Consider the following 26,975-nt stretch of genomic DNA (forward strand, 5'->3'; position numbering starts at 1 on the left):
AGATGGTGGTGGGAGAAGGATTCGAACCTTCGAAGTCTGTGACGGCAGATTTACAGTCTGCTCCCTTTGGCCGCTCGGGAATCCCACCGGGGATGATATGTGTGTTCAGGCAGCAGGTTCAGATGGTGGTGGGAGAAGGATTCGAACCTTCGAAGTCTGTGACGGCAGATTTACAGTCTGCTCCCTTTGGCCGCTCGGGAATCCCACCAGGGACTGAATTGTTGTGCTCTGAAGCGGGGCGCATCATACCAAATGCGCCATGGCTGTAAAGCGACGACTGGCAAAAGGTGAATCGTTTGCCCACTTTTTGCCCGTAGCGCTGGAATGTCAGCCAATCCAGCGCCGTTTACGCTTAAAGAATAATCGTGCGGTTACCATAAACAAAAACACGCTGGCCCAATACTTTATCCAGCGCGCGGCTCAGCACGTTTTTTTCGACGTCGCGTCCGGCCCGCATCATCTCTTCGGCGGTGTAACTGTGATCGACATTAATCACGTCCTGCATGATGATCGGACCTTCATCAAGGTTATCGTTAACGTAGTGTGCCGTTGCACCAATGATTTTCACACCACGTTCGTAAGCCTGATGGTAAGGCCGTGCGCCGATAAAGGCCGGCAGGAAAGAGTGGTGAATGTTAATAATCTGATTTGGGTAGCGCTGCACAAAGCCCGGCGTCAGCACGCGCATGTATTTGGCAAGCACCACATAATCGGGCTGATAACGATCAATCTCGTCCGCCATGCGGTTGTCATGCTCTTCGCGCGACAAGCCTTCGTGGCTGACCAGAACAAACGGAATATCGAAACGCTCTACCAGCGAACGCAACGTGTCGTGATTACCTATAACGGCGGCGATTTCCATATCGAGGCCGCCAAACGCACTCTTCATCAGCAGGTCGCCAAGGCAGTGTGCTTCTTTGGTAATGAGAATAACAACACGGCGACGGCCTGCGCTATGCAGTTCACGCACGGAACCTTGCGGAAGGGCACTATCGAGATCGGCCAGCAGGGTGGTGTCGTTAAAAATCCCCTCCAGCTCTGTGCGCATAAAAAAACGCCCGGTGCGATGGTCAACAAACTCATTGTTTTGCACGATATTCAGTTCGTGCTTGTAACAAATATTGGTGATTTTGGCGATCAGACCTTTTGCATCGGGACAAATGGTTCGTAAAACTTTTCTTTGCATGGTTTGCGCTTGCATCTCAATCAGAGTCCTGTCAAAGCATTAAGGGTAAAACCGTTACGCAGGCAACTGCCTTAGCCGCAACATTTTTTGTATTTTTTATCGGCGCCACAAGGACAGCGATCGTTACGCCCAATAGCGGGCGTCACTCCGTCTACATAGTACCAGCGTTGATCCTCGCGAAGAAAGCGTGAACGTTCGTACATTGCCCGATCGGCGCCGTTTTCACGATAACGGGCGAAAAAAGTCACAAACGATTCGTCATCATCGCGCCCCGGTTCACGCTGCGTGATGTTCAGGCTCAGCCATTCAGTACCAGCAAAACTTTCAGACAACAGTCCCGCAAGTGCCGGATCGCGCCGGGTAGGATGCCAGGTAGACACCAGGTAGTTGACGTCATGTTTGACATAAGCGCAGTAGCGAGAGCGCATAAGTTGTTCAGCTGATAAGGGAATTTCTGCTCCTTTAACAAAGGGCTGACAACATAGGCTATACTGCTTGCCGCTACAGCAAGGGCAAGATTCGGACACACTTTCTCCTGTTAATCACAGTCGTTGTTGATGATATCGTTTACTTTATCTGACCCATGCTTATGACGCTACGTATTGACGCCAGGAACCGAGCAAGATGAGAAAGCAAAAGATTGGATTGGCTCTGGGTTCCGGTGCCGCCAAAGGATGGGCGCATATCGGCGTCATCGAAGCGTTGGAAAGCGCAGGCATTGAAATTGATGTAGTCGCCGGGTGTTCAATCGGTGCCCTGGTCGGTGCGGCTTATGTCAATCACCGGTTGCCCCACATGAAAAAATGGGTCAGCGCTTTTAGCTACTGGGATGTGATCCGCCTGATGGATCTCTCCTGGCAGCGCGGCGGACTCCTGCGCGGTGAACGCGTATTTAACCATGTCCGCCAGCTCATCACGAATGATGCGCTTGAGTCATGCCATAAGCCCTTTGGCGTAGTGGCGACCAACCTGAGCACCGGGCGTGAATTATGGCTCACTGAGGGAGAATTGCATCAGGCGGTTCGCGCTTCCTGCAGTATGCCAGGTTTATTACCACCGGTCGGCTACAATGGATATTGGCTGGTAGACGGTGCCGTGGTGAATCCGGTGCCGGTTTCGCTAACGCGCGCACTGGGCGCTGATGTGGTTATTGCCGTCGATCTTCAACACGATGCGCACCTGATGCAGCCTGATTCAATGGTGCTGACGCCGCAGAGTTCTGAAGAACATGCCGCGGCTGTCGCACTGAATCTTGACTGGCGCGGAAAGCTGCGCCAGAGGCTGGTCAGTTTTACCCAGCGACGGGCATCACAAGTGCCGGGCGCGATGGAGATCATGGCAACATCCATTCAGGTCCTGGAAAATCGCCTGAAGCGAAACAGGATGGCAGGCGATCCGCCCGATGTGCTCATCCAGCCGTTTTGTCCACAAATATCCACGTTGGATTTTCATCGTGCAGAAGAAGCTATTGCGGCTGGGAAGGTTGCCGTTGAGAAACAAATGGATGAATTATTACCGCTGGTCCGTAGAAGATAATCTGGTTGTTCACGCACAGATGTTACTTCGGTCTATTCTGAAAGGCGCAACTGCGTTTTATGAACCACTATTGAATTATCGGGTACGCAGGGGGATGGAATGGAAAAACCACTGATCGGCAAAAAGATACTCATTGTCGAAGATGAGGCCGTTTTCCGTTCGCTTTTAAACCAATTTCTGTCATCAATGGGGGCTGTCACAGTTGAGGCAGAAGATGGCCTCGAGGCTATTGAGCAACTGAAGCAGCATGCCGTGGAGCTGGTGATTTGTGATCTTGAGATGCCGCGCATGAGCGGTATCGAATTCGTTGAACATGTGCGCAGCCGCGGTAACAGCGTCCCGATTTTGATTATTTCCGCCACAGAAAATATGTCCGATATTGCTCAGGTTTTGCGTCTTGGCGTACAGGATGTGCTGCTTAAGCCGCTAAAAAACTTTGAGCGTTTTCGTGAAGCGGTTTACGAATGCCTCTATCCCTCCATGTTTACCTCAAAGGTGGAGGAAGACGAGCAGCTGTTTCAGGACTGGGACGCTCTGGTTCGCGATCCCTCTGCGGCGGCAAAACTCCTTAAAGAACTTCAGCCACCCGTACAACAACGCATTGCTAATTGTCGGATCAACTATCGGCAACTGACGATGGCCGAGCAGCCGGGTCTGGTGCTGGATATCGCGGCGCTTTCAGACAAAGATCTCGCCTTTTATTGTCTTGACGTTACTCGCGCTGGCGACAACGGCGTACTGGCCGCCTTGCTTTTGCGCGCCTTATTTAACGGACTCCTTCAGGAACAGTTATCTGGCCAAAAACAACGCTTACCTGAGCTGAGCAGTCTGCTCAGACAGGTTAATTTGCTGCTGCGCCAGGCAAATCTGACCGGTCAGTTCCCGTTGCTGGTGGGCTACTATCACCGCGGATTAAAAAATCTGGTACTGGTTTCAGCCGGATTAAATGCAACGCTGCACGTTCAGGCCCATCAAATACAACTCAGTAACGGTGTGCCACTTGGCACTATGGGCAGTACACATACTAACCAAATAAGCCAGCGCGCTGATGACTGGCAATGCCATATTTGGGGGGCCGGAGGCCGCATACGACTGATGTTATCGTCTGACCAGTAAACCCGAATGGATAGTTTATTATCTGATGGGAGACAGGGCCAGAAGTTAGCTTTACACTTGGGTAATAGTCTTAAATTCTACGGATAGCGGTCTTCCAGGATAAATCCGTTCACGACTAACTGATATACTCATTTCCGAATTTAAACCGACATATCAAGCATTAAAACTTGAACGGCCTATAAGAGAGGTATTTTGATGTCTGCCTATAAGACCAAAGTAAAAAAAGCGGTAATTCCAGTAGCGGGTTTGGGTACACGTATGTTGCCTGCTACCAAAGCGATTCCAAAAGAAATGTTGCCGCTGGTTGATAAGCCGTTAATTCAGTATGTCGTTAACGAGTGTATTGCTGCGGGTATTAATGAGATTGTGCTGGTTACTCACTCCTCTAAAAACGCCATTGAGAACCATTTTGATACCAGTTTTGAACTGGAGTCTATGCTGGAAAAACGCGTAAAGCGCCAGCTGCTGGACGAAATTCAGTCCATCTGTCCTCCTCACGTGACCATCATGCAGGTCCGTCAGGGCATCGCGAAAGGTCTGGGCCATGCGGTCATGTGTGCACATCCTCTGGTCGGCGATGAACCTGTTGCGGTCATCCTGCCTGACGTGATCATCGACGAATACGAATCTAACCCAACCAAAGATAACCTGGCAGAAATGCTGAGCCGTTACGAAGAGTCTGGCCGTAGTCAGATCATGGTTGAGCCCGTCAGCGATGTGACGGCATACGGTGTTGTCGATTGTCAGGGTGCAGAACTGAATCCTGGTGACAGCGCGCCTATGGTCGGGGTTGTTGAGAAACCTAAAGCGTCTGAAGCGCCATCCAACCTTGCGGTTGTCGGTCGTTACGTTCTGTCTGCGGATATCTGGCCACTGCTGGCGAAAACGCCTCCAGGTGCCGGTGGCGAAGTTCAGCTCACCGACTCCATTGCCATGCTGATGGATAAAGAAACCGTCGAAGCCTATCACCTGAAAGGGGTAAGCCACGACTGTGGTAATAAACTGGGTTATATGCAGGCTTTCGTTGAATATGGTGTCCGCCATCCGGTATTGGGTAAAGAGTTCACTGAATGGCTCAACAATACTGTTAGCGATAAAAAGTAATTTTAAACACAGGATAGCTCAATGAAAGTCACTGTATTTGGTATCGGCTATGTCGGTCTGGTTCAGGCTGCGGTGTTGGCCGAAGTCGGACATGACGTTCTCTGCATTGATGTGGATGAAAACAAGGTCGAGAACCTTAAAAAAGGCAAGATCCCAATTTTTGAGCCGGGTCTGACGCCGCTGGTTATGTCGAATTACGAATCGGGTCGCCTGAAGTTCAGCACTGATGCTGCTCAGGGCGTGAACCACGGTGTAATGCAGTTTATCGCCGTCGGCACGCCGCCTGATGAGGACGGCTCGGCCGATCTGAAATATGTTACTGCCGTAGCGCGTACCATTGCTCAGCACATGACCGATCACAAAGTCGTGATTGATAAGTCAACGGTACCGGTCGGAACGGCTGACAGAGTCCGTGCTGTCATGACAGAAACGCTGCAGGCGCGCGATGCCAACATCAGCTTTGATGTGGTATCCAACCCAGAGTTCCTGAAAGAAGGCGCGGCCGTTAACGACTGTATGCGCCCTGAGCGTATCGTTGTCGGCACCGACAATGATGACGTGGTGGAGCTGTTGCGTGAGCTGTATGAGCCATTCAACCGTAACCACGATCGTATGATTTTGATGGATATTCGCAGTGCAGAACTGACGAAGTACGCCGCTAACTGCATGCTGGCGACGAAAATCAGCTTTATGAACGAAATTTCCAATCTCGCAGAACGTTTAGGTGCGGATATCGAAAAAGTGCGCCAGGGGATTGGTTCTGACTCACGTATCGGCTATCACTTTATCTACCCAGGCTGCGGCTATGGCGGTTCCTGCTTCCCGAAAGACGTTCAGGCGCTGATCCGCACAGCGGAGTCTATTGGTTATACACCGCGCCTGTTGAAGGCGGTGGAAGACGTCAACGACAGCCAAAAGACAAAGCTGCCCACCTTCATTAAACGCCACTTCGGTGACGATCTGAAAGGTAAAACGTTTGCGCTGTGGGGCCTGTCGTTCAAGCCCAACACAGATGATATGCGCGAAGCATCCAGTCGCGTGTTGATGGAAACGTTATGGGAAGCGGGTGCCTCTGTTCAGGCGTTCGATCCGGAAGCCATGGACGAAGCGCAGCGCATCTATGGTCATCGCGACGATCTGAAGCTGATGGGAACCAAAGAAGCGGCGCTGCACGGTGCAGACGGCCTGGTGATTTGTACGGAATGGCAAAATTTCCGTGCACCTGACTTTGACGTGATTAAGAGCGCACTGAAAGAACCCGTGATTTTTGATGGACGTAACCTGTATGATCCAGAGCGTATCAGCAAACGCGGCTTCGTTTATTATGCAATCGGCCGCGGAGCATCTATCCAGGCTGTGTGATTAACGAGGGATTTATGAATTTTCTGGTAACCGGCGCAGCAGGCTTTATTGGCTTTCATGTCAGTCAACGCCTGCTGGCCGCCGGTCACCAGGTTGTCGGCCTTGACAACCTGAATGACTACTATGATGTAAACCTTAAACAAGCTCGCCTTGATATCATCGGTGACAATCCATCCTTTACCTTTATTAAAGCCAATTTGGCCGATCGTCAGGCTATTGCCACACTTTTTGAACAGCACAATTTTCAGCGCGTTATTCATCTGGCCGCTCAGGCAGGGGTGCGTTACTCACTCGAAAACCCCCATGCGTATGCCGATGCAAACGTCATTGGGCACCTGAATATTCTTGAAGGCTGCCGCCACCATAAAATCGAGCATCTGCTTTATGCTTCATCCAGTTCGGTTTATGGCCTGAATAACAAGATGCCATTTTCAACAGAAGACAGCGTCGATCATCCCGTGTCATTGTATGCCGCGACGAAAAAAGCCAATGAGCTGATGTCGCATACCTATTCACATCTCTATCAATTGCCTACTACTGGCTTACGTTTTTTCACGGTCTATGGCCCGTGGGGACGTCCGGACATGGCGTTGTTTAAATTCACCCGCGCAATGCTTGCAGGCGAGGCGATAGATGTTTATAACCAGGGGCAAATGAAGCGCGACTTTACTTATATCGATGATGTTGCAGAGGCGGTTATTCGCTTGCAGGATGTTATCCCGCAGGCGGACGCAGACTGGACCGTGGAAACGGGTTCTGCCGCGTCAAGCTCTGCCCCTTATCGTATATATAACCTTGGCAATAGCCAGCCGGTGAGCCTGATTCACTATATTGAAGCGATTGAGAAAGCGCTGGGTGTGAAGGCAAATAAAAATCTGATGCCCATGCAACCGGGGGACGTGCTGGCAACCAGCGCGGACACAACCGCATTATTTAATACCATTGGATTTAAACCCCAAACCGGTGTTGATGAAGGCGTAAGGCGCTTTGTAGACTGGTATCGAAATTTCTATTCAATCTGAAAATAAAAAAAAGGAAGCGATCGCTTCCTTTTTTTTCTGCTGCGGATAATCGTAAAGCTAAAGTAAAGCTAACAATAAGCGAAACAGGCTAAGCATTACAGCAGGAAGTCGTCTAACTGCTTACCTTGTTCTTCCATGGCTTTCTTGATTGCTGCTGGCGTACGGCCCTGACCCGTCCAGGTTTTGGTCTCGCCATTTTCATCTACAAACTGATATTTAGCCGGGCGGGCAGCACGTTTGGCTTTGCCAGCCGTTTTTGATTCTGACAGGGTATTGAATAATTCGTTGGGATCGATACCATCCGCTAACAGCATCTCGCGATATTGCTCAAGTTTACGCGCACGCTCTTCGTTTTCAGCTTTAGAGTTTGACTCTTCGTCGCGACGTTCATTTACCACGACGTCCAGTTTTTCCAGCATTTCTTCCAGCGTTTCCAAAGAACACTCTCTGGCCTGGGCACGCAGCGTGCGGATATTATTAAGATTTTTAAGTGCTTCGCTCATTGTCCTGATCTCTGAATAATTAATAGGAGAGTTGTTCTGCCCGCTAATAGTAGTGGTGGAGAAAAATAAGTTCAACATTAAATTAATTTTTAGCTTAAAAAGAGTAAGCGAGGAATTTATTAAATTATTAATTCACCCCGATGACGTGTGATGTCAGGTGGGTTGAATCAATGAAAAGATTAAGATCTTAGCTGAAAATGCGCTGATACATTATCGGTATAAAAATAATGTTTAATCACACATGTGCTTTAATATTTATCCTGACCTAAAGACCCAATGCCGCATCATATTAACCGCTGCATCATCAATGAGTGATGCTAATCTGAACAGCATAAGGTGAAAATCCCCCCAGCAGCAACCTGTAGATATGGTAAAATCGACCCTGTTTTTTCATCGTATCCGAGAATCGGCGCAAATGGCTCAACTCTATTTCTACTATTCGGCAATGAACGCCGGTAAATCAACCGCATTATTGCAGTCATCCTACAATTATCAGGAACGCGGGATGCGCACGCTCGTCTATACCGCTGAGATCGACAATCGCTTCGGCGCAGGCAAGGTGAGCTCGCGTATTGGATTATCTTCTCCTGCGGTGCTTTATAATGCAGCCAGCCAGCTTGATGTGGAAATTGCCCAGGAACATGCGCGACAACCCGTTCACTGTGTACTGGTGGACGAAAGCCAGTTTCTGACGCGTGAGCAGGTTAAGGCCTTGTCTGACGTGGTAGATAATCTGGATATTCCCGTACTCTGCTACGGGCTGCGTACCGATTTTCTTGGTGAACTCTTCACCGGTAGCCAGTATCTTCTGGCATGGGCGGATAAGCTGGTAGAGCTGAAAACGGTCTGTCATTGTGGACGTAAAGCGGGCATGGTGCTGCGTCTGGACAGTGACGGTAAACCTTTCAGAGAGGGGGAGCAGGTCGTCATCGGCGGCAACGAACGTTATATCTCCGTATGTCGTAAGCATTATAAAAAGGCGATAGAGCAGGGTTGTTTGCAGGCCATCCATGGGGCGCAAACCCCCGTGGGGGAATAAATAGCCCTCAATGAGCGCCGGGCTGCTTTTCCATGGCGCTCGTTAAGGGCGCAAGGCGATGTGATCACGGACTTTATCCCTTTTCCCGTCCGGCTCAGGTCGATATTCTCTTCACTACGCTGATGCACCAGGCAGCAGTGTTTATCAAAGCGATAAACCCCCCATAAAAAACCCCTTGAGGCACGGGCCAGACAAGGGGTTTCGGCAGCCCGTTCATCGGGCGCGGAGCGGATTAGGCTTTTTTAGCTTTCTTCGCCGCTTTGCTGTCACTGACAGGCTGAGCCTGGGCAGCCTCGGCGGCACTGGCGAACGGCTCGACAAATTTGCGTCCGTAGTAGCTGTCCAGCATCAGCTGTTTGAGTTCGGCAATCAGCGGATAACGTGGATTCGCGCCAGTACACTGGTCATCAAAGGCATCATCCGCCAGTTTATCGACTTTCGCCAGGAAGTCTGCCTCCTGCACACCGGCTTCACGAATTGAGGCCGGAATACCCAGTTCCGTTTTGATTTCATCCAGCCATACCAGCAGCTTCTCAATTTTCTGGGCAGTGCGGTCGCCCGGCGCGGTGAGACCAAGATGATCCGCAATTTCAGCATAACGACGACGCGCCTGGGGACGATCGTACTGGCTGAATGCGGTTTGCTTAGTAGGGTTGTCATTTGCGTTATAGCGAATAACGTTGGAAATCAGCAGCGAGTTAGCCAGTCCATGAGGAATATGGAACTCAGAGCCAAGCTTATGCGCCATTGAGTGACAAACCCCGAGGAAGGCGTTAGCAAAGGCGATACCGGCGATGGTGGCGGCATTATGTACACGTTCACGGGCAACCGGATTTTTTGCACCTTCTGCATAGCTCGCCGGTAAGTTCTCTTTAAGCAGCTTAAGCGCCTGCAGGGCCTGACCATCGGAGTATTCATTGGCCAGAACGGACACATAGGCTTCCAGCGCGTGCGTCACCGCATCCAGACCGCCGAAGGCACAAAGTGAACGTGGCATATCCATGACCAGGTTGGCATCAACGATAGCCATATCCGGCGTCAGCGCATAATCGGCCAGCGGGTATTTCTGTCCGGTCGCGTCATCCGTTACCACGGCAAAAGGCGTCACTTCTGAACCTGTGCCTGAGGTTGTCGTAATGGCCACCATGCGCGCTTTCACGCCCATTTTAGGGAACTTATAGATACGTTTGCGAATATCCATAAACCGCAGTGCCAGCTCTTCAAAATGGGTTTCTGGATGCTCATACATGACCCACATGATTTTGGCTGCATCCATCGGCGAACCGCCGCCCAGGGCGATGATCACGTCTGGCTTAAAGCTGTTCATCTGTTCTGCACCTTTACGCACGATGCTTAAGGTGGGATCCGCTTCAACCTCAAAGAAAACTTCGGTTTCGATGCCGTGAGATTTTAAAACGCGGGTGACCTGATCGGCATAACCGTTGTTAAACAGGAAGCGGTCAGTCACCACAAACGCGCGTTTGGCACCGTCAGTGGCGATCTCTTCAAGCGCAATGGGTAAAGAGCCGCGACGGAAGTAAATGGACTTCGGAAGTTTATGCCACAACATATTTTCAGCTCGCTTAGCGACGGTTTTCTTGTTGATGAGATGTTTGGGCCCCACGTTTTCAGAAATGGAGTTACCGCCCCAGGAACCACAACCCAGTGTCAGAGAAGGGGCGAGTTTGAAGTTATATAAATCACCAATACCGCCCTGAGAAGCTGGTGTGTTGATCAGAATGCGGGCTGTTTTCATCTTGTCGCCAAAATAGTGCACGCGCGCTGTCTGATTGTCCTGGTCGGTATACAGGCATGACGTATGACCAATACCGCCCATCGCCACCAGTTTCTCCGCTTTGCTGACGGCATCCTGATAATCTTTAGCACGGTACATCGCCAGTGTCGGCGACAGTTTTTCATGAGCGAAAGGCTCTGATTCATCGACCCGTTCAACTTCGCCAATCAGGATTTTGGTTTCACCAGGTACGCTGATGCCGGCCATCTCCGCAATCTTCACCGCAGGCTGGCCCACAATGGCGGCGTTAAGCCCACCGTTTTTTAGAATGATATTTTGTACCGCACTCAGTTCCTGTCCCTGAAGCAAATAGCCACCATGGCTGGCGAAGCGCTCGCGCACGGCGTCGTAGACGGCATCCACCACGATAACCGACTGTTCAGAGGCACAGATCACACCGTTATCAAACGTTTTTGACATCAGGATGGAGGCAACGGCGCGTTTAACATCAGCTGTTTCATCGATGACAACGGGCGTGTTACCGGCCCCCACGCCAATCGCCGGCTTACCTGAGCTGTAGGCGGCCTTGACCATGCCGGGGCCACCCGTCGCCAGAATCAGGTTAATATCAGGATGGTGCATCAACTGATTGGACAGTTCCACAGAAGGTGCATCAATCCAGCCTATAATGTCTTTGGGCGCGCCAGCGGCAATCGCTGCCTGCAGGACAATATCCGCCGCTTTGTTCGTCGCATCTTTGGCTCGAGGATGGGGGGAGAAGATAATCCCGTTGCGGGTTTTAAGGCTGATAAGTGCCTTGAAAATCGCGGTGGAGGTAGGGTTAGTGGTGGGGACGATACCGCAAATCAGGCCGATGGGTTCAGCGATTGTGATGGTGCCAAACGTATCATCGGTGTCCAGTACGCCGCAGGTTTTCTCATCCTTATAGGCGTTGTAGATGTATTCAGAAGCGAAGTGATTTTTAATGACTTTGTCTTCAACAATGCCCATGCCCGATTCTGCCACCGCCATTTTAGCGAGTGGAATTCGGGCATCCGCGGCGGCCAGTGCGGCTGCGCGGAAGATGGCATCGACCTGTTGTTGAGAAAAATTGGCGAATTCTTGCTGGGCTTTTTTTACACGTTCAACCAGTGCATTGAGTTCAGCGACATTAGTAACGGCCATTGTGCTCTCCTGAGGAAGTTAAACTTTTTTTAGTAAACAAGCCTGAATCCCTGAGTATAGCCATGGTGCAAACGGCACGGTTTACGGGAATAAAGCAGCGGTTTTTCAATTGTTTACTAAAAGAGCTTCTCTCTGTTTCGAAATAATGAGACCTGCGTTACTGACAGAGAAAGAGTATCGGGTTTGGGAGAGAACAATGATGATTTAGATCAATTTAAACCCAAGCTGACTCCTTTCAGCTCTGCATTCAGGGGGGCCGGGCTGGGGGATAATAAACGGGGCGTAAAAGTAACATCTTCCACAAGATAGTTAATGCGTGGTTAAAGCCACTAAATTGTAAGTAAAATAACAGCATAAATAACTGCTTAGGCATCTGGCGCCCACGGCTTTTTTCACTTACATTAGGCGCGTTTTTCATCTGGGATGGGGAGTTAACCGTGAATCCTGCGTTATTAGATCTGTCTGGCTATATCAAGTTTTTCGTAGGCCTGTTTGCACTGGTTAATCCCATCGGCATCATTCCGGTATTTATTAGCATGACCCGCTATCAGGGCGTGGCAGAACGCAATAAAACCAACCTGACGGCCAACCTCGCGGTGGCGATTATTCTCTGGACCTCGCTGTTTCTGGGCGATGCAATCCTGCATGTCTTCGGTATCTCTATCGACTCGTTTCGCATTGCGGGCGGGATTCTGGTGGTGACCATCGCTATGTCGATGATTAGCGGCAAGCTGGGCGAGGATAAGCAAAATAAGCAGGAAAAAACGGAAACGGCAATTCGGGAAAGTATTGGCGTGGTTCCCCTTGCGCTGCCGCTCATGGCGGGTCCAGGCGCCATCAGTTCGACTATCGTCTGGAGCACGCGTTATAACAACTGGCTCAACCTTCTGGGTTTTACCGTTGCGATTGCTGTTTTCGCCTTTAGCTGTTGGCTGCTGTTCCGCGCTGCGCCTTTAATGGTCAGGCTGTTAGGGCAGACAGGGATTAACGTGATTACCCGTATCATGGGATTGCTGTTAATGGCGCTAGGTATTGAATTTGTGGTGACCGGCATCAAGGCAATTTTTCCCGGTCTGGTTGGGTAAACCGACTTATTTAATCGCATTTAACAAGAAATGAACCAATAGGGTGCAAAAGACGATTTTTTTGCACCGTATTGATGCAATTATTTATCTCTCTTCACATCCTTCTTCAGTTATCACTTCCGCTAATAACCTTCGCTGCAGCGCCAGTGCTGGCATCGCGGCATGTCACTATATTCACACTATATTCTGCTTTCGCAGCGGAAGTTGGCATGATTAATGCTGGTCTACGTCGTTTAAACCGTTTTTTAAATGATGTGACGGTGTGTATTAACACTACAACAACGCAACGCCAGGGTCTAAATGTTGTTTTTGGGTTAAATTGACATCAAAGTGATGAGATTGTTTATTAATCAGTCTGTTAAGCTATTTTTAGGGCAAAAATTAACACTTCCACTGGGAAAAATCTCATGATAAAAGAGAAACAGGTAACATTTTAGCGATTTAGTTTTGGCGCCCCTCTGCAGCATCTGCTAATTTTCGGCGCATTAATAATGTTTTCCCAAACGTCAAAAGCAAAAGATTTATTCCTTATTGATGCTGGGATATCAGAATAAAAATTGGCATTTAACAAGGGTGTGGGAAATGAACGCGCAGCACTACCTGGCTTGTCTGGCACTAACCTTAACCGCATTGCCCACCTGTGCTGCCACCGTGCCATCAGACGTGACGCTCTCCGCCGTCCAGCAAATCGTGATTAATAACGGTTCGGAAGTTGCCTCGCTCGATCCGCATAAAGTCGAAGGTGTACCGGAGTCAAACATCATCCTCAACCTGCTGGATGGGCTGGTTAACACGGACAATAACGGTAATGTGGTGCCGGGTGTGGCTGAGCGCTGGGAAAACCAGCAAGGTAAAATCTGGACATTCACCCTGCGCGACAATGCCAAATGGAGCAATGGGGAGCCGGTTACGGCACAGGACTTCGTTTACAGCTGGCGTCGTCTTGCCGATCCTAAAACTGCGTCGCCCTATGCCAGCTATCTGCAGGCTGCCCATATTGCGAATGTCGATGCGATTCTTGCCGGTAAAGTTGCCCCCGATCAACTGGGCGTGAAAGCCCTGGACGATCGCCATCTGCAAATTACCCTGACCGAACCGGTGCCTTATTTAGTGGCCATGCTGGCGCACACCGCGATGAAACCCGTTTACGCACCTGCCATCGAAAAGTGGGGTGAGGGCTGGACCCAACCCGGTCACTATATCGGTAACGGCGCCTATACGCTGAATGACTGGGTGGTGAATGAGAAAATTGTTCTGAAGCGTAATCCTCTTTACTGGAACAATGCTCAGACCGTTATTGAGCAGGGAACGTTTCTGGCCATCAGCTCGGAAAACAGTGATATCAATCGCTATCGCAGCGGTGGCATTGATATGACCAACAGCGCGGTTCCGCCCGACTTGTTTGCTAAATTGCGCAAAGATATGGGTGATGAGGTTAAAGTCAGTCCGCTGCTCTGCACCTTCTATTACGAAATTAATAACAAAAAACCGCCGTTCACCGATGCCCGCGTGCGCGCTGCGATCAAAATGACGCTGGATCGCGATATCATCGCTCGTAAGATCATGGGGCAAGGGCAAATTCCGGCCTACAGCTTTACGCCGCCTTACATCGCAGGCGCTGCGTTATCTTCCCCAGACTGGATGGCGTGGACACAGCCGCAGCGAAACGCGGCTGCGAAAAAACTGCTGGCCGAGGCGGGTTACAACGATAAAAATCCGCTGCGCTTTACGCTGCTCTATAACACATCCGATCAAAACAAAACCCAGGCCATCGCCGCCGCGTCCATGTGGCAACGCAATTTGGGCGCGCAGGTTACGTTGCAGAATCAGGAATGGAAAACCCTGCTGGAAACCCGGCATCAGGCACAATATGACGTTGTGCGCGCCACCTGGTGTGCGGATTACAATGAGCCCTCAACATTCCTGAATATGTTCCAGAGCCAGTCGTCGACCAATACCGCGTTTTACCACAGTGCGGAATACGACCGTCTGTTAGCCGCAACATTAACGGCTGAAAATGAAGCGGACCGCGCATCATTGTATCAGCAGGCAGAAACACAACTCGACAAAGACTCAGCAATTGTGCCAGTTTACTATCGCGTCAGCGTGCGGCTGGTTAAACCCTGGGTTGGCGGTTTTACTGGCCACGATCCGCAGGACATGACAGACCTGAAATACTATTTCATTAAAAAACACTGAGTCACGCGCTTAACCGGCGGCACAGTCGGGAAGGGCGTGGCCGTGCAGACCACACAACAGGGTCAATACGCCCCAGGTGGCAAACACCGGGGACCCGAATACGGGGAACGCTGAGGTCGCAAACACCCTCAGTGAAAATAAAAAAACTGGAGTTAAGAATGAACAACATCACGAAAAAAACCTTGATTGCTGCCAGCGTCTTTGCAGCGATGAGTGCGCTCGCAGCGAACAGCGTTATGGCAGCCACAGTACCTGCCGGCGTAGAACTGGCCGCGAAGCAGGAGCTGGTTAAAGGAAACGGTAGCGAGGTTCAGTCACTGGATCCGCATAAAATCGAAGGCGTTCCGGAATCTAACGTGAGTCGTGATCTGCTGGAAGGTCTGGTCATCAGCGATACGGATGGTCATCCCATTCCTGGTGTGGCTGAAAGCTGGGATAACAAAGACTTTAAAGTCTGGACTTTCCACCTGCGTAAAAATGCCAAATGGTCAAATGGTGAACCTGTCACTGCTCAGGATTTCGTCTACAGCTGGGAGCGTTTGGCCGATCCGAAAACCGCATCGCCTTATGCCAGCTATCTGCAATACGGCCATCTGGCTAACGTTGATGATATTATCGCTGGCAAGAAGCCCCCAACAGACCTGGGCGTAAAGGCGATTGACGATCATACACTGCAAGTGACCTTAAGCGAGCCGGTGCCTTATTTCTATAAATTACTCATTCACCCCTCAATGTCGCCAGTTAATAAAGCTGCAATCGAAAAATTCGGTGACAAGTGGACTCAGCCAGAAAACTGGGTGGGTAACGGTGCGTTTAAATTGGAATCACACGTCATCAACGAACGTATCACCGTTGTGCGTAACCCTGAATACTGGGATAACGCGCATACCGTGCTGAACAAAGTCACTTTCCTGCCAATCTCGTCGGAAGTCAGCGATGTAAACCGTTACTTCTCTGATAACGGCAGCGACATGACCTATAACAACCTGCCTATTGAGCTGTTTAAAAAATTGCAGCGTGACAACGGTAAAGAGCTGCATGTTGACCCGTATCTGTGTACCTACTACTACGAAATTAACAACCAGAAAGCGCCATTTAACGATCCGCGCGTTCGCGCTGCGCTTAAGCTCGGCATCGATCGCGACATTATCGTAGACAAAGTCCTGGCGCAGGGCCAGAAACCGGCTTACAGCTACACGCCGCCAGCGACAGATGGTATGGAATTGGCGAAGCCTGAGTGGTTTACCTGGTCACAGGAAAAACGTAATGCCGAAGCGAAAAAGCTGCTGGCCGAAGCCGGTTATACGCCAGAAAAACCGCTGACCTTTAATCTGCTGTACAACACCTCTGACCTGCATAAGAAACTGGCCATTGCCGCGTCATCTATCTGGACGAAAAACCTGGGTGTGAAAGTGAAGCTGGAGAACCAGGAGTGGAAAACCTTCCTGGATACCCGCCACCAGGGCAACTTTGACGTTGCGCGTGCAGGCTGGTGTGCAGACTACAACGAACCGACATCGTTCCTGAATACCATGCTGTCTGACAGCAGCAACAATACCGCGCACTATAAGAGCCCAGCTTTCGACATGCTGATGAAAGATGCGTTGGCCACTACAGATGATAAAGCGCGTTCGGCTGATTACGAGAAGGCAGAGCAGCAGCTGGATAAAGACTCTGTGATCGTGCCGCTTTACTACTACGTTAACACGCGCCTGGTGAAACCTTATGTTGGCGGTTATACCGGTAAGGATCCGCTGGATAACGTAGCAGACAGAAACCTGTACATCATCAAGCACTAATAAAACACCAAGAACAGCGGCGGCGCGTTACGCGCCGCCAGTACTTTTTTTAATGCAATGTGAAGCACCAGCCTGGTAGGTACGGCAATGTTAAAATTCATTCTGCGTCGGTTGCTTGAAGCAATTCCGACGCTTTTCGTTCTGATTACCATTTCCTTCTTTATGATGCGACTGGCGCCCGGCAGCCCTTTTACCAGCGAGCGCACCCTGTCGCCAGAGGTCATGGCAAATATCGAGGCGAAATATCACCTCAACGATCCTATCGGTAAGCAATACGTTGATTATCTGATTCAACTGGCGCATGGCGATTTCGGGCCCTCGTTCAAGTACAAAGACTATTCGGTCAATTACCTGGTCGGCCATGCCTTCCCGGTTTCAGCCAAACTCGGCCTTGCTGCCTTTATCCTGGCGGTGGTTCTGGGCGTCACGGCGGGCGTTATTGCGGCGCTGAAGCAGAACAGCCTGTGGGATTACGTTGTGATGGGGGTGGCAATGACCGGCGTGGTGATACCGAGTTTTGTGGTAGCGCCGCTATTGGTTCTGGTGTTCGCAATCACGCTTAAGTGGCTGCCGGGTGGCGGCTGGAATGGCGGTCAATGGAATTACATGCTGCTGCCGATGGTGGCGCTCTCACTGGCCTACATTGCCAGTATTGCGCGCATCACCCGCGGCTCGATGATTGAAGTTATGCACTCCAACTTTATCCGTACCGCGCGAGCGAAAGGGCTGCCGCTGCGTCGTATCGTGTTACGTCATGCACTGAAGCCTGCGCTGCTGCCGGTCATTTCCTATATGGGGCCGGCCTTTGTGGGCATCATTACCGGTTCTATGGTCATCGAGTCGATTTACGGACTGCCGGGTATTGGTCAGCTGTTCGTGAACGGTGCACTTAACCGTGACTATTCACTGGTGCTGAGCCTGACCATCCTGGTGGGGCTGTTGACCATCCTGTTTAATGCGATCGTCGATGTGCTGTATGCCGTTATCGACCCGAAAATCCGCTACTGATTCTGGAGTTCGCCATGATGTTAAGTAAGAAAAATAGCGAAGCTCTTGATGCATTCAGTGAAAAACTGGAAGTCGAAGGGCGAAGCCTGTGGCAGGATGCCCGTCGTCGTTTCATTCATAACCGTGCCGCATTAATCAGCTTGATGGTGCTGATGCTCATCACGCTGTTTGTGATTTTTGCGCCTATGCTGTCGCAATTCTCCTATTTCGATACCGACTGGGGAATGATGTCATCACCGCCCGATACCACGTCGGGACACTGGTTTGGCACCGACTCCTCGGGGCGCGATTTGCTGGTGCGCGTAGCCATTGGCGGGCGCATTTCACTGATGGTCGGGATTGCTGCCGCGCTGATCGCCGTGATCGTGGGAACCTTGTACGGTTCAATCGCGGGTTATCTGGGCGGGAAAACCGATTCCGTGATGATGCGTATTCTGGAAATCCTTAACTCCTTCCCGTTTATGTTCTTCGTTATCCTGCTGGTGACCTTCTTTGGCCGCAATATTCTGCTGATCTTTGCCGCTATCGGCATGGTGTCCTGGCTGGACATGGCGCGTATCGTGCGCGGGCAGACATTAAGCCTGAAGCGCAAAGAGTTTATTGAAGCTGCACACGTTGGCGGTGTTTCCACCTGGAAAATTGTGACGCGCCATATCGTCCCCAACGTTCTGGGCGTCGTGGTGGTTTACGCTTCGCTGCTGGTGCCCAGTATGATTCTGTTTGAATCTTTCCTGAGCTTTCTGGGGCTGGGAACGCAGGAGCCACTGAGTAGCTGGGGCGCACTGCTCAGCGATGGTGCGAACTCCATGGAAGTCTCGCCGTGGCTGTTACTGTTTCCGGCGACTTTCCTGGTCGTCACCTTGTTCTGTTTCAACTTTATTGGCGATGGCCTGCGTGATGCCCTCGACCCCAAAGATCGTTAAGGAGTTTCCCGATGACTATTCATGAATTTCAGCCTGCTCAGGCTGCGCGCGCGGGAAGCGAACTGCTGCTTGAAGTGAAAGATTTACGCGTAACCTTTGGCACGCACGATGGTGACGTCACCGCCGTTAACGATCTCAACTTTTCACTGCGGGCAGGTGAAACCTTAGGGATTGTGGGCGAGTCGGGTTCGGGTAAATCCCAGACCGCCTTTGCGTTAATGGGGCTGTTGGCCAGCAACGGGCGCATCGGTGGTTCGGCGTTGTTCAACGGTAAAGAGATCCTGAATTTGCCTGAGAAACAGCTGAACCGACTGCGTGCCGAGCAAATCGCCATGATCTTCCAGGATCCCATGACGTCACTGAACCCCTATATGCGGGTCGGCGAGCAACTGATGGAAGTGCTGAAGCTGCATAAAGGGATGAGCAATGCACAGGCATTTGAAGAGTCAGTAAGAATGCTGGATGCGGTTAAAATGCCGGAAGCGCGTAAACGTATGAAAATGTATCCCCACGAGTTTTCGGGTGGGATGCGTCAACGTGTGATGATTGCGATGGCCCTGATGTGTCGGCCTAAGCTGCTGATTGCCGATGAGCCGACAACCGCACTGGACGTCACGGTTCAGGCGCAGATCATGACCTTGCTGAATGAGCTTAAGCGCGAGTTTAACACCGCGATCATTATGATCACCCACGATTTGGGTGTGGTTGCGGGCATTTGCGATAAAGTTCTGGTGATGTATGCCGGACGCACCATGGAATATGGCCGCGCCCGTGATGTGTTTTATCAGCCCGCACATCCCTATTCTATTGGTTTGCTGAACGCCGTACCCAGACTGGATGCGGAAGGGGAAAGTCTGACGACGATACCGGGTAATCCGCCTAACCTGCTGCGTTTGCCGCAGGGTTGTCCTTTCCAGCCGCGCTGCCCTCACGCTATGGATATCTGCTCCAACGCACCGCCGCTGTTACCTTTTGCAGAAGGGCGTTTGCGCGCCTGCTTTAAGCCGGTGGAGGAACTCGTATGAGCAGCCTGGCAGAAAAGAAAGTGTTACTCGAAATCGCCGATCTGAAAGTCCATTTTGATATCAGGGATGGCAAGCAGTGGTTCTGGCAGCCGCCAAAATCTCTCAAGGCGGTGGACGGTGTCAGCCTGCGCCTGTATGAAGGTGAAACCCTGGGCGTCGTCGGGGAATCCGGCTGCGGCAAGTCTACGCTGGCGCGGGCCATTATTGGCCTGGTAAAAGCCACCGAGGGCCGCGTTTCATGGCTCGGGCGTAACCTGCTGGGGCAGAGTGAAGAAGAGTGGCGTAAGGCGCGAAGCGATATCCAGATGATTTTCCAGGATCCGCTGGCCTCGCTGAATCCGCGTATGACAATCGGCGACATCATTGCAGAGCCGTTACGCACTTATCATCCGGAGCTGTCGCGTCAAGATGTCAAAGATCGCGTCAAGACCATGATGATGAAGGTAGGGCTCCTGCCTAACCTGATCAACCGCTATCCACACGAGTTCTCGGGTGGACAGTGCCAGCGTATCGGTATTGCGCGCGCATTGATACTTGAGCCTAAGCTGATTATCTGCGACGAGCCGGTGTCGGCCCTGGACGTGTCCATTCAGGCTCAGGTCGTGAACTTGCTGCAGCAACTGCAACGTGAAATGGGCCTGTCGCTGATTTTTATCGCCCATGACCTCGCGGTGGTTAAACACATTTCCGACCGCGTGCTGGTGATGTATCTGGGGCACGCCGTGGAGCTGGGCACCTACGACGAGGTGTATACCAATCCGCAGCATCCCTATACCAAAGCGCTGATGTCGGCGGTGCCGATTCCCGATCCGGACCTGGAAAAAAATAAGCAAATCCAGCTCCTGGAAGGGGAATTACCCTCACCGATTAATCCGCCCTCCGGCTGTGTGTTCCGGACGCGCTGTCCGATTGCCGGCCCTGAGTGTGCGAAAACCCGACCGCTGCTTGAAGGCAGTTTCCGCCATGCGGTGTCCTGCCTGAAGGTGGATCCGCTGTAAAACAAAAAGCCGGGCAATCGCCCGGCTTTATATTCATGGTGTTACGCTATTCACGCCACAAAATATGGCACAGCTTGTGATCTTTTTCGCGACACAACAGCACGCGCGCAAAAACATCAGTAATAGGTTCGCCATCCGCTTCGCCCAGACCGATCACCACTTCTGAGAAAAAATCTGGATTCAAATCGAAATCCACATGATCCTGCCAGTCATCGGAAGGGTCAAACAGCTCTGCGCCACCACGCTCTTCAAACTGCAGGTTGAAAAGAATGATATCGGCCGGATCAAGATTATCGCCAGCCAGTTCAAGAAAAATGTCATAGGCCTGTTCCAGCGTTTCGTCTTCTGTCAGGCGGTTGTTCAGATCCATGCTCAGTCCCGTTTATCTAAGGGCAGTTCGTAATTTCGCTCGTTTTACAGTAAAGGGCTGAAGAAGTAAAACAGTCGTTCGACAATCCGCTGCCACCAGGCACGTTTTGCCCAGCGTTTGGGATCGAGCAGACGCGAACGGGCAATATAGTCATCCTGCACGCAGGCCAAATCGCTGCCGAATCCGGCATCATCGACAGCCAGGGTAATTTCGAAATTCAGCCACAGGCTACGCATGTCCAGGTTAACGGTTCCCACCAGGCTCAGTTGACCGTCCACCAGCACGCTTTTGGTATGCAGCAGGCCATCTTCAAACTGGTAGATTTTTACTCCTGCCTCAAGCAGCTCGCCAAAGAAGGAGCGGCTGGCCCAGCCGACCAGCAAAGAGTCATTGTGAAGGGGAACCACAAGACTCACGTTAACGCCCCGCATGGCCGCCGTGCAAATGGCATGAAGCAGATCGTCACTCGGCACCAGATAGGGCGTGGTCATGATAAGCTGCTCACGCGCTGAATACACCGCCGTGAGCAGGGCCTGATGAATCAAATCCTCCGGAAAACCGGGACCGGAGGCGATAACCTGCACCGTGTGCCCACTTTCCTGTTCAAACGGCATGATATTGCGGTCTGGCGGCGGCGGTAAAATACGTTTACCGGTCTCAATTTCCCAGTCACAGCTGTAGACAATTCCCATGGCGGTGGAAACCGGACCTTCCATGCGCGCCATCAGGTCAACCCATTGGCCTACGCCGGCCTCTTGTTTAAAAAAGCGCGGATCAACCAGGTTCATGCTGCCGGTGTAGGCAATATAGTTGTCGATCAGCACCATTTTACGATGTTGACGCAGGTCCATACGGCGCAGGAATACGCGCAGCAGGCTCACCTGGAGCGCCTCAACGACGTCAATGCCTGCATTACGCATCATGCCCACCCAGGGGCTTCTGAAGAACGCCACGCTGCCCGCTGAATCCAGCATGAGGCGGCAGTGAACGCCGCGGCGTGACGCGGCCATTAACGACTCGGCGACCTCATCCGCCAGCCCGCCCGGATTCCAGATATAGAACACCATCTCGACATTGTGGCGAGCCAGCTGGATATCGCGAATCAAGGCTTTCATGACGTCATCAGAGCTGGTCAGAAGCTGCAACTGATTGCCTTTTACGCCCGCAATGCCCTGGCGGTTGTTGCACAGTTGAAACAGCGATCGTGCGACGTCGCTGTAATCTGTCGCAAAAATTTCGCTGCGTTTCTTTAAATCATTTAACCAGCGAGCGGTGGAAGGCCACATGGTACGTGCGCGTTCAGCGCGGCGCTTACCCAAATGTAATTCGCCAAAGGACAAATACGCGATGATGCCAACCAGCGGCAGAATAAAGATAATCAGCAGCCATGCCATCGCTGAGGTAACGGCCCGTCGCTTCATCAGGATGCGCAGCGTGATCCCGGCAATCAGTAACCAGTAACCAAACAACAGCAACCAACTGATAAGCGTGTAAAACGTGGTCATTAAGTGGACATCCTGTTCGCGCTTGAGTCAGAGAAGTTTACGTGGAGATGAGGGGGAGCGAAACCCTTAATAATAGCGGCGTTTCGATGAGAGATCCGATTTGGCATTCGCTCAGAGATCTTTATAATGCGTGCGCGTGAGTTTGATGGCAGAGAGGAAGTGATGAGACGAAGCAGAAACGAAGTGGCCCGCTGGAGAATGTTACGTCAGGTACAGCGCAGACGTTCACGCTGGCTCGAGGGGCAGTCACGTCGCTATAAACGGATTCACGGAATTCGTCATCAACTGGCGCAGCAGCAGCGTCGTTCGATTCTGTTTATCACACAAAATCTGTAATCGATCAGCCGCCCGGCGCGGCTGAGACATTAATGCCCGGTCATCAATAACTTGACGTTCACCAGCTGTACCGCTGCGGCCAGGACGATCAGCATGACGATCAGGTGCTTTTTATTCCGCCAGCCGTGTTTTCGCCACAGATAAAGCGCCGCACCTACTAACAGCATAATCACCAGCAACAGGGTGATAATAATCGATTGCATAAAATATCATCTCGAAAAAAAAGCTTCTGAGCGGCTGCCCGGAAGCTCTTTTTTGGCTGCGGAGTTAAATCAGAAGACGCGCTTAAACGGCTTAACGCTAACCTGCTTGTAAACACCGGCGGCGATGTAGGGATCGTCTGCAGCCCAGGCCTGCGCCGTTTCCAGCGACGGGAATTCGGCGACGACGGTGGAACCGGTAAAGCCCGCAACGCCCGGATCGTTACTGTCGACCGCAGGCATAGGACCGGCGACGATTAACCGACCTTCTTCATGTAACAGCTTCAGACGTGCCAGGTGAGCGGGGCGCACGGCGTTGCGTTTTTCCAGAGAATCGGCGTTATCTTCAGCATAAATGACGTAAAGCAATTGGGCGCTCCCATTAACTCTTAAATTTGGCAACACGGTAAGGGATAGTTAAGTAGAGTGCAAACGAAACCTTGCGTCAATGGCCTCTGCAGCATATTGGGCTAAACAGGCTTTTTTAGCCGCAAAACAAGGAGGTTATTGAAACTGATTGCTATTTGCATTTAAAATCGTGACTTGATTTCACTACTGCGATTGCTATGACCACGCTGACTATGCCCTTACCGAAACGCACGCCTGTCGCCATGATCTTGTCTGTTGCACTGCACGGTGCAGTCATTGCGGGTGTTCTTTATGCGTCTTTTCATCAGACCATTGAGTTACCTAAAGCATCACAGCCGATTAGCGTGACGATGGTTGCACCGGCCGTTCAGCCAGAACCTGCAATCGCCCAACCCGCGCCGCAACCGACGCCTCAGCCAGAACCGGAACCCGTACCGGAGCCTCAACCTGCGCCAGAGCCGCCAAAAGCCGAACCGGTGCCGATCCCCAAACCTGAACCTAAGCCTAAGCCAAAGCCCCGTCACGAGCCTAAGCGTGAACAACCCAAGCGCGAGGTGAAACCGCGTCAGGAGGTGAAACCGCAGGCAAATCCGTTCAGCCATGATACGGCCGCCACCCAAAGCAAGCCTACCACCGCGCCAAAAAGTACGCCGTCGGCAGCACCCACGCAAAGTGTTTCTTCCGGGCCCAAAGCGCTTAATATCAGCAAGCCGTCTTATCCGCCACGGGCGGCGGCCTTGCGCGTTGAAGGACGCGTCAGGGTAAAATTTGACGTAGACAGCGACGGTCGGGTCGATAATATCGAAATCCTTTCTGCCGAACCGCGCAATATGTTCGAACGTACCGTTAAGCAGGCCATGCGAACGTGGCGTTATCAGAGTGGAAAACCGGGCAGCGGCCTGACGATGAATATCGTATTCAAAATTAACGGCGGGGCCAGCATCGAATAGCCGGAGAAAGGCTGTCTGAAGGGCGCTTGTGGCGCCGTGAGCGATCGCAACCTGCGCGTCGCTCACGGCAACAGGGAATTATCTGCAGGGCAGATGCAGCACCGAAAACCTGTTATCAGGCAGGGTAGGACTGGTTATCCCGTCCTGCTGGCAGTTGGCGAGGATGCCCCTCGTTGTCCACCGCGACGTAAATAAACACGGCTTCGGTAGCACAATACGTCTGCCCGATAGGTTCAGATGACACCTTCTTGATCCATACCTGAACGTTAATCGTCATCGAGCTGTTGCCGGTGCGGATACAGTGCGCATAGCAACTGACGACATCGCCCACTGCGACGGGTTTTAAGAAGGTCATACCATCAACGCGTACGGTGACGACGCGGCCTTCAGCAATCTCTTTAGCCTGGATCGCGCCACCCATATCCATTTGTGACATTAACCAGCCACCGAAGATATCGCCGTTAGCATTTGTATCCGCTGGCATCGCCAGGGTGCGCATCACCATTTCGCCCTTGGGCAATTTATGTTTATCGTCCATTGCTCTGGTTTCTTAAGTCTGAGAGAGACGTTGCCCGCCTGAGCGGACAACAGGTTTATTTTTGTTCTTGTTGCGGCATCTTACGCCAGATATAGACGCCGCTCAGCAGCGTAAACAGCAGCGTAAGGCCGGTCAGTCCAAACACTTTGAAGTTAACCCAGACTGACTGAGGTAACCAAAACGCAACATATATGTTTGCCAGGCCACAAATCAAGAAAAACAGCGCCCAGGCGATGTTGAGATTTCGCCAGACGTGGTCAGGCAGTTCCAGCTCTTTACCCAGCATGGTCTGTATTAACGGCTGTTTCATGAACCACTGGCTGAACAGTAACGCCAGCGCAAACAGGGTATAGATGACGGTGACTTTCCACTTAATAAATTCATCATTATGGAAAACCAGCGTCAGCGTGCCGAAGACGGCCACCAGAACGAAGGTGAAAATCGTCATTTTTTCAAGCTTGCGATACAGCACCCAGCTCGCGACCAGCGCCAGTCCGGTCGCGACAACCAGCGCGCCCGACGCCACAAAAATGTCGTACAACTTATAAAAAATAAAGAAAACAACAAGGGGGAGAAAGTCGAGTAGCTGCTTCATAGTCATTCCAGTTAAGGCTGCATGGCCTGCCAGTGCGCCGGAAGGCGCACGGACAATCAACGTAACAGCATATAAAGCCGGTACAAATAAATCACCAACAGGGTCGAAACCAGGTTACCGATGGCGGTGAAAATCACCGTTGAAACATTCATGGGCAACAGGGTTAATGAGGTAAAGAAAAACATCACGGCGAGCTTAGCCAGTAACCATACGATAATGGCAGGGGCAATCAGCTTCACGTTTTTCCAGGCCATTCGCATGCTGGCGCGCATTGCGGCGATAACGCCGAGTTTTTCACTCGCCAGAATGATTGGCGACAGCGACAGCACAATGGTCAGCAATACGCCCGGAACCACCAGTACCATAAAGCCCAGCTGCGCCACCAGGGTAACGAGAAACGTCAGCAGCAGTAGCTTTGGCAGCAAGGGTGCAGAGGCGCCAATCGCTCGCAGCGCACTTACGCGTTGGCCTGACGAAACCAACGGAATCAGGCACAGTATACCGCCCAACAGCAGCGTATTCCCCACCAGCCCCGCAAACGTTCCCGCTGCAGAAGCGCGCAGCAGCACCTGCTGCTGTTCGGGTGACATGCTCTGCACCATATCGAACAGCGAGGTACTGCTAATTTCGCCTTGCTGCAATATCGCCATTTGGTCGTCACCGGGCGTCAGAACGTGTAACAGCATGACCGTGACAAACGCGGTCAGCAGCGACATCAGCACCAGGGTGAACAATTGATGACGAAAAAAATTTCCAGTGTCACGGTATAACGAGCTTGCCGTGATAGACATGTACTCTCCTTGAAAGAACCGGGTTAATTAACCCGGCGATTGTACATGTTCTGACGGCTCGCTGGCACCCGCAACCCGATAACTTTCTGTCATATCAGGTAAAGATGGGTGAAAAAGTGCGGGAAGGCCAAAGCGCGCTCTGGCCCGGTCGCAGCCTTCGTTCCAAACCCCCTGTTCTCCAGACATCTCAAACTCACGGCAGGGCGAAGGCCGGTTTTCATAGATACTGCACGAAACACAGCCGCCAATATCGCCCTTGAGCGCGACACAGCGCGGTGTGCGATCGTTCGTGCCGCGCATATTCCGCATTAACAGACTCAGGGGCTCCGTTAATTCCGTTGGCACCAGCCCCCCGGCGTCATCGGCTTCTGCCCAGTAAAAAGAGACGCGAAAGTGGGCACAACAGGCACCACAGCTAATACAAGGGTTGAGAGTATCGCTCATTTGATCGCCCGCCACCTCTGAGGCATCGAAGCAAAACAGTCTGGGGAGATCA

27 protein-coding genes and 2 tRNA genes are annotated in these 26,975 nt (G+C 51.6%); 15 read left to right on the top strand and 14 right to left on the bottom strand.

What is annotated here, in order from left to right; translation table 11 throughout:
- Nucleotides 1-3 precede the first annotated feature (3 nt).
- The 4 genes from NXS97_RS01850 to NXS97_RS01865 form a co-directional block, all read right to left on the bottom strand.
- Nucleotides 4-88, bottom strand: a tRNA-Tyr gene (locus NXS97_RS01850).
- A 35-nt stretch (nucleotides 89-123) separates the two neighbouring features.
- Nucleotides 124-208, bottom strand: a tRNA-Tyr gene (locus NXS97_RS01855).
- A 144-nt stretch (nucleotides 209-352) separates the two neighbouring features.
- Nucleotides 353-1,201, bottom strand: coding sequence for a formyltetrahydrofolate deformylase (gene purU, locus NXS97_RS01860; protein ID WP_013025975.1), 849 nt, complete (start codon nucleotides 1,199-1,201; stop codon nucleotides 353-355).
- Nucleotides 1,202-1,257: 56 nt separating this feature from the next.
- Entirely contained in the window at nucleotides 1,258-1,713 is a 456-nt protein-coding gene (locus NXS97_RS01865; protein WP_014593829.1) for a YchJ family protein, read from the bottom strand.
- Between the two features lie 97 nt (nucleotides 1,714-1,810).
- Here NXS97_RS01865 and rssA point away from each other — a divergent pair, with 97 nt between their 5' ends.
- From rssA to NXS97_RS01890, 5 genes are all read left to right on the top strand, one after another.
- The gene (gene rssA / locus NXS97_RS01870; RefSeq protein ID WP_014593828.1) at nucleotides 1,811-2,722 is read left to right on the top strand and encodes a patatin-like phospholipase RssA; all 912 of its coding nucleotides are present in this window, start codon (nucleotides 1,811-1,813) and stop codon (nucleotides 2,720-2,722) included.
- 99 nt (nucleotides 2,723-2,821) lie between these two features.
- Entirely contained in the window at nucleotides 2,822-3,838 is a 1,017-nt protein-coding gene (rssB, locus tag NXS97_RS01875; protein ID WP_014605716.1) for a two-component system response regulator RssB, read from the top strand.
- A gap of 195 nt (nucleotides 3,839-4,033) precedes the next feature.
- Nucleotides 4,034-4,942 carry a UTP--glucose-1-phosphate uridylyltransferase GalU gene (galU, locus tag NXS97_RS01880; RefSeq protein ID WP_014593827.1) on the top strand — a complete coding sequence of 303 codons (909 nt, stop codon included), beginning with the start codon at nucleotides 4,034-4,036 and terminating at the stop codon, nucleotides 4,940-4,942.
- 21 nt (nucleotides 4,943-4,963) lie between these two features.
- A complete protein-coding gene (locus tag NXS97_RS01885) occupies nucleotides 4,964-6,304 on the top strand; it encodes a UDP-glucose/GDP-mannose dehydrogenase family protein (RefSeq protein ID WP_013025970.1) in 1,341 nt (446 codons plus the stop codon).
- A 14-nt stretch (nucleotides 6,305-6,318) separates the two neighbouring features.
- Nucleotides 6,319-7,326 (top strand): NAD-dependent epimerase, encoded by a 1,008-nt coding sequence (locus tag NXS97_RS01890; RefSeq protein ID WP_014593826.1) that lies wholly within the window; start codon nucleotides 6,319-6,321, stop codon nucleotides 7,324-7,326.
- 95 nt (nucleotides 7,327-7,421) lie between these two features.
- Here the strand turns inward: NXS97_RS01890 and hns are convergent, their stop codons facing one another.
- Nucleotides 7,422-7,829, bottom strand: coding sequence for a histone-like nucleoid-structuring protein H-NS (hns, locus tag NXS97_RS01895; protein WP_014605719.1), 408 nt, complete (start codon nucleotides 7,827-7,829; stop codon nucleotides 7,422-7,424).
- A gap of 415 nt (nucleotides 7,830-8,244) precedes the next feature.
- On the opposite strand from hns, the gene tdk reads away from it, so the two are divergent.
- The gene (gene tdk / locus NXS97_RS01900) at nucleotides 8,245-8,868 is read left to right on the top strand and encodes a thymidine kinase (RefSeq protein WP_024471785.1); all 624 of its coding nucleotides are present in this window, start codon (nucleotides 8,245-8,247) and stop codon (nucleotides 8,866-8,868) included.
- Between the two features lie 232 nt (nucleotides 8,869-9,100).
- Here tdk and adhE read toward each other — a convergent pair whose 3' ends face one another.
- On the bottom strand, nucleotides 9,101-11,788 hold the full coding sequence (gene adhE, locus NXS97_RS01905) for a bifunctional acetaldehyde-CoA/alcohol dehydrogenase (RefSeq protein ID WP_015700205.1): 2,688 nt from the start codon (nucleotides 11,786-11,788) through the stop codon (nucleotides 9,101-9,103).
- Nucleotides 11,789-12,225: 437 nt separating this feature from the next.
- On the opposite strand from adhE, the gene NXS97_RS01910 reads away from it, so the two are divergent.
- The 7 genes from NXS97_RS01910 (at nucleotide 12,226) to oppF (ending at nucleotide 20,825) form a co-directional block, all read left to right on the top strand.
- Complete coding sequence (locus NXS97_RS01910; RefSeq protein WP_013025965.1) at nucleotides 12,226-12,873, top strand: YchE family NAAT transporter; 648 nt, start codon at nucleotides 12,226-12,228, stop codon at nucleotides 12,871-12,873.
- A 582-nt stretch (nucleotides 12,874-13,455) separates the two neighbouring features.
- On the top strand, nucleotides 13,456-15,072 hold the full coding sequence (locus NXS97_RS01915; protein WP_064373879.1) for an ABC transporter substrate-binding protein: 1,617 nt from the start codon (nucleotides 13,456-13,458) through the stop codon (nucleotides 15,070-15,072).
- Between the two features lie 158 nt (nucleotides 15,073-15,230).
- On the top strand, nucleotides 15,231-16,871 hold the full coding sequence (gene oppA, locus NXS97_RS01920) for an oligopeptide ABC transporter substrate-binding protein OppA (protein ID WP_259231658.1): 1,641 nt from the start codon (nucleotides 15,231-15,233) through the stop codon (nucleotides 16,869-16,871).
- An 87-nt stretch (nucleotides 16,872-16,958) separates the two neighbouring features.
- On the top strand, nucleotides 16,959-17,879 hold the full coding sequence (gene oppB / locus NXS97_RS01925; protein ID WP_013025963.1) for an oligopeptide ABC transporter permease OppB: 921 nt from the start codon (nucleotides 16,959-16,961) through the stop codon (nucleotides 17,877-17,879).
- A gap of 14 nt (nucleotides 17,880-17,893) precedes the next feature.
- Nucleotides 17,894-18,802: an oligopeptide ABC transporter permease OppC gene (gene oppC, locus NXS97_RS01930; protein WP_013025962.1), complete on the top strand. Its 909-nt coding sequence runs from the start codon at nucleotides 17,894-17,896 to the stop codon at nucleotides 18,800-18,802.
- Between the two features lie 11 nt (nucleotides 18,803-18,813).
- A complete protein-coding gene (locus NXS97_RS01935; protein WP_013025961.1) occupies nucleotides 18,814-19,827 on the top strand; it encodes an ABC transporter ATP-binding protein in 1,014 nt (337 codons plus the stop codon).
- Nucleotides 19,824-20,825, top strand: coding sequence for a murein tripeptide/oligopeptide ABC transporter ATP binding protein OppF (gene oppF / locus NXS97_RS01940; RefSeq protein WP_013025960.1), 1,002 nt, complete (start codon nucleotides 19,824-19,826; stop codon nucleotides 20,823-20,825). Before NXS97_RS01935 ends, oppF begins: the two co-directional genes overlap by 4 nt.
- A 46-nt stretch (nucleotides 20,826-20,871) precedes the next feature.
- Here the strand turns inward: oppF and NXS97_RS01945 are convergent, their stop codons facing one another.
- The gene (locus NXS97_RS01945) at nucleotides 20,872-21,201 is read right to left on the bottom strand and encodes an HI1450 family dsDNA-mimic protein (protein ID WP_196492568.1); all 330 of its coding nucleotides are present in this window, start codon (nucleotides 21,199-21,201) and stop codon (nucleotides 20,872-20,874) included.
- Between the two features lie 38 nt (nucleotides 21,202-21,239).
- Nucleotides 21,240-22,700, bottom strand: coding sequence for a cardiolipin synthase (gene cls / locus NXS97_RS01950; protein WP_013025958.1), 1,461 nt, complete (start codon nucleotides 22,698-22,700; stop codon nucleotides 21,240-21,242).
- A 162-nt stretch (nucleotides 22,701-22,862) separates the two neighbouring features.
- Here cls and NXS97_RS01955 point away from each other — a divergent pair, with 162 nt between their 5' ends.
- Nucleotides 22,863-23,036, top strand: coding sequence for a YciY family protein (locus NXS97_RS01955; protein WP_006119368.1), 174 nt, complete (start codon nucleotides 22,863-22,865; stop codon nucleotides 23,034-23,036).
- A gap of 29 nt (nucleotides 23,037-23,065) precedes the next feature.
- On the opposite strand, the gene NXS97_RS01960 is transcribed toward NXS97_RS01955, so the two are convergent.
- Together NXS97_RS01960 and NXS97_RS01965 are read right to left on the bottom strand one after the other, a co-directional pair.
- Nucleotides 23,066-23,239 (bottom strand): hypothetical protein, encoded by a 174-nt coding sequence (locus NXS97_RS01960; RefSeq protein WP_013025956.1) that lies wholly within the window; start codon nucleotides 23,237-23,239, stop codon nucleotides 23,066-23,068.
- A gap of 69 nt (nucleotides 23,240-23,308) precedes the next feature.
- Nucleotides 23,309-23,605: a YciI family protein gene (locus tag NXS97_RS01965; RefSeq protein WP_014605725.1), complete on the bottom strand. Its 297-nt coding sequence runs from the start codon at nucleotides 23,603-23,605 to the stop codon at nucleotides 23,309-23,311.
- A 197-nt stretch (nucleotides 23,606-23,802) separates the two neighbouring features.
- Here NXS97_RS01965 and tonB point away from each other — a divergent pair, with 197 nt between their 5' ends.
- Complete coding sequence (gene tonB, locus NXS97_RS01970; RefSeq protein ID WP_110286785.1) at nucleotides 23,803-24,555, top strand: TonB system transport protein TonB; 753 nt, start codon at nucleotides 23,803-23,805, stop codon at nucleotides 24,553-24,555.
- Nucleotides 24,556-24,670: 115 nt separating this feature from the next.
- Here tonB and yciA read toward each other — a convergent pair whose 3' ends face one another.
- Genes yciA through NXS97_RS01990 form a run of 4 tightly spaced genes read right to left on the bottom strand, consistent with a single transcriptional unit; the run spans nucleotide 24,671 to nucleotide 26,923 of the window.
- The gene (yciA, locus tag NXS97_RS01975) at nucleotides 24,671-25,093 is read right to left on the bottom strand and encodes an acyl-CoA thioester hydrolase YciA (RefSeq protein WP_013025953.1); all 423 of its coding nucleotides are present in this window, start codon (nucleotides 25,091-25,093) and stop codon (nucleotides 24,671-24,673) included.
- A gap of 55 nt (nucleotides 25,094-25,148) precedes the next feature.
- Nucleotides 25,149-25,688: a septation protein A gene (locus tag NXS97_RS01980; RefSeq protein WP_014605727.1), complete on the bottom strand. Its 540-nt coding sequence runs from the start codon at nucleotides 25,686-25,688 to the stop codon at nucleotides 25,149-25,151.
- A 56-nt stretch (nucleotides 25,689-25,744) separates the two neighbouring features.
- Nucleotides 25,745-26,479: a YciC family protein gene (locus NXS97_RS01985; RefSeq protein WP_116219757.1), complete on the bottom strand. Its 735-nt coding sequence runs from the start codon at nucleotides 26,477-26,479 to the stop codon at nucleotides 25,745-25,747.
- Between the two features lie 27 nt (nucleotides 26,480-26,506).
- Entirely contained in the window at nucleotides 26,507-26,923 is a 417-nt protein-coding gene (locus tag NXS97_RS01990) for a YkgJ family cysteine cluster protein (RefSeq protein ID WP_015700210.1), read from the bottom strand.
- Between the last annotated feature and the right edge of the window lie 52 nt (nucleotides 26,924-26,975).

The sequence above is a fragment of the Pantoea sp. B623 genome, assembly GCF_024814475.1.
In the GTDB taxonomy this organism is placed as follows: Bacteria; Pseudomonadota; Gammaproteobacteria; order Enterobacterales; family Enterobacteriaceae; genus Pantoea; species Pantoea ananatis.

Coding starts and splice junctions, on each gene's coding strand:
- rssA (WP_014593828.1), top strand. CDS start 1,811: ATGAGAAAGCAAAAGATTGGATTGGCTCTGGGTTCCGGTGCCGCCAAA.
- tonB (WP_110286785.1), top strand. CDS start 23,803: ATGACCACGCTGACTATGCCCTTACCGAAACGCACGCCTGTCGCCATG.
- purU (WP_013025975.1), bottom strand. CDS start 1,201: ATGCAAGCGCAAACCATGCAAAGAAAAGTTTTACGAACCATTTGTCCC.
- NXS97_RS01955 (WP_006119368.1), top strand. CDS start 22,863: ATGAGACGAAGCAGAAACGAAGTGGCCCGCTGGAGAATGTTACGTCAG.
- adhE (WP_015700205.1), bottom strand. CDS start 11,788: ATGGCCGTTACTAATGTCGCTGAACTCAATGCACTGGTTGAACGTGTA.
- yciA (WP_013025953.1), bottom strand. CDS start 25,093: ATGGACGATAAACATAAATTGCCCAAGGGCGAAATGGTGATGCGCACC.
- NXS97_RS01990 (WP_015700210.1), bottom strand. CDS start 26,923: ATGAGCGATACTCTCAACCCTTGTATTAGCTGTGGTGCCTGTTGTGCC.
- oppC (WP_013025962.1), top strand. CDS start 17,894: ATGATGTTAAGTAAGAAAAATAGCGAAGCTCTTGATGCATTCAGTGAA.
- NXS97_RS01960 (WP_013025956.1), bottom strand. CDS start 23,239: ATGCAATCGATTATTATCACCCTGTTGCTGGTGATTATGCTGTTAGTA.
- oppB (WP_013025963.1), top strand. CDS start 16,959: ATGTTAAAATTCATTCTGCGTCGGTTGCTTGAAGCAATTCCGACGCTT.
- tdk (WP_024471785.1), top strand. CDS start 8,245: ATGGCTCAACTCTATTTCTACTATTCGGCAATGAACGCCGGTAAATCA.
- galU (WP_014593827.1), top strand. CDS start 4,034: ATGTCTGCCTATAAGACCAAAGTAAAAAAAGCGGTAATTCCAGTAGCG.
- NXS97_RS01935 (WP_013025961.1), top strand. CDS start 18,814: ATGACTATTCATGAATTTCAGCCTGCTCAGGCTGCGCGCGCGGGAAGC.
- NXS97_RS01890 (WP_014593826.1), top strand. CDS start 6,319: ATGAATTTTCTGGTAACCGGCGCAGCAGGCTTTATTGGCTTTCATGTC.
- NXS97_RS01985 (WP_116219757.1), bottom strand. CDS start 26,479: ATGTCTATCACGGCAAGCTCGTTATACCGTGACACTGGAAATTTTTTT.
- oppA (WP_259231658.1), top strand. CDS start 15,231: ATGAACAACATCACGAAAAAAACCTTGATTGCTGCCAGCGTCTTTGCA.
- NXS97_RS01915 (WP_064373879.1), top strand. CDS start 13,456: ATGAACGCGCAGCACTACCTGGCTTGTCTGGCACTAACCTTAACCGCA.
- rssB (WP_014605716.1), top strand. CDS start 2,822: ATGGAAAAACCACTGATCGGCAAAAAGATACTCATTGTCGAAGATGAG.
- cls (WP_013025958.1), bottom strand. CDS start 22,700: ATGACCACGTTTTACACGCTTATCAGTTGGTTGCTGTTGTTTGGTTAC.
- NXS97_RS01885 (WP_013025970.1), top strand. CDS start 4,964: ATGAAAGTCACTGTATTTGGTATCGGCTATGTCGGTCTGGTTCAGGCT.
- oppF (WP_013025960.1), top strand. CDS start 19,824: ATGAGCAGCCTGGCAGAAAAGAAAGTGTTACTCGAAATCGCCGATCTG.
- NXS97_RS01980 (WP_014605727.1), bottom strand. CDS start 25,688: ATGAAGCAGCTACTCGACTTTCTCCCCCTTGTTGTTTTCTTTATTTTT.
- hns (WP_014605719.1), bottom strand. CDS start 7,829: ATGAGCGAAGCACTTAAAAATCTTAATAATATCCGCACGCTGCGTGCC.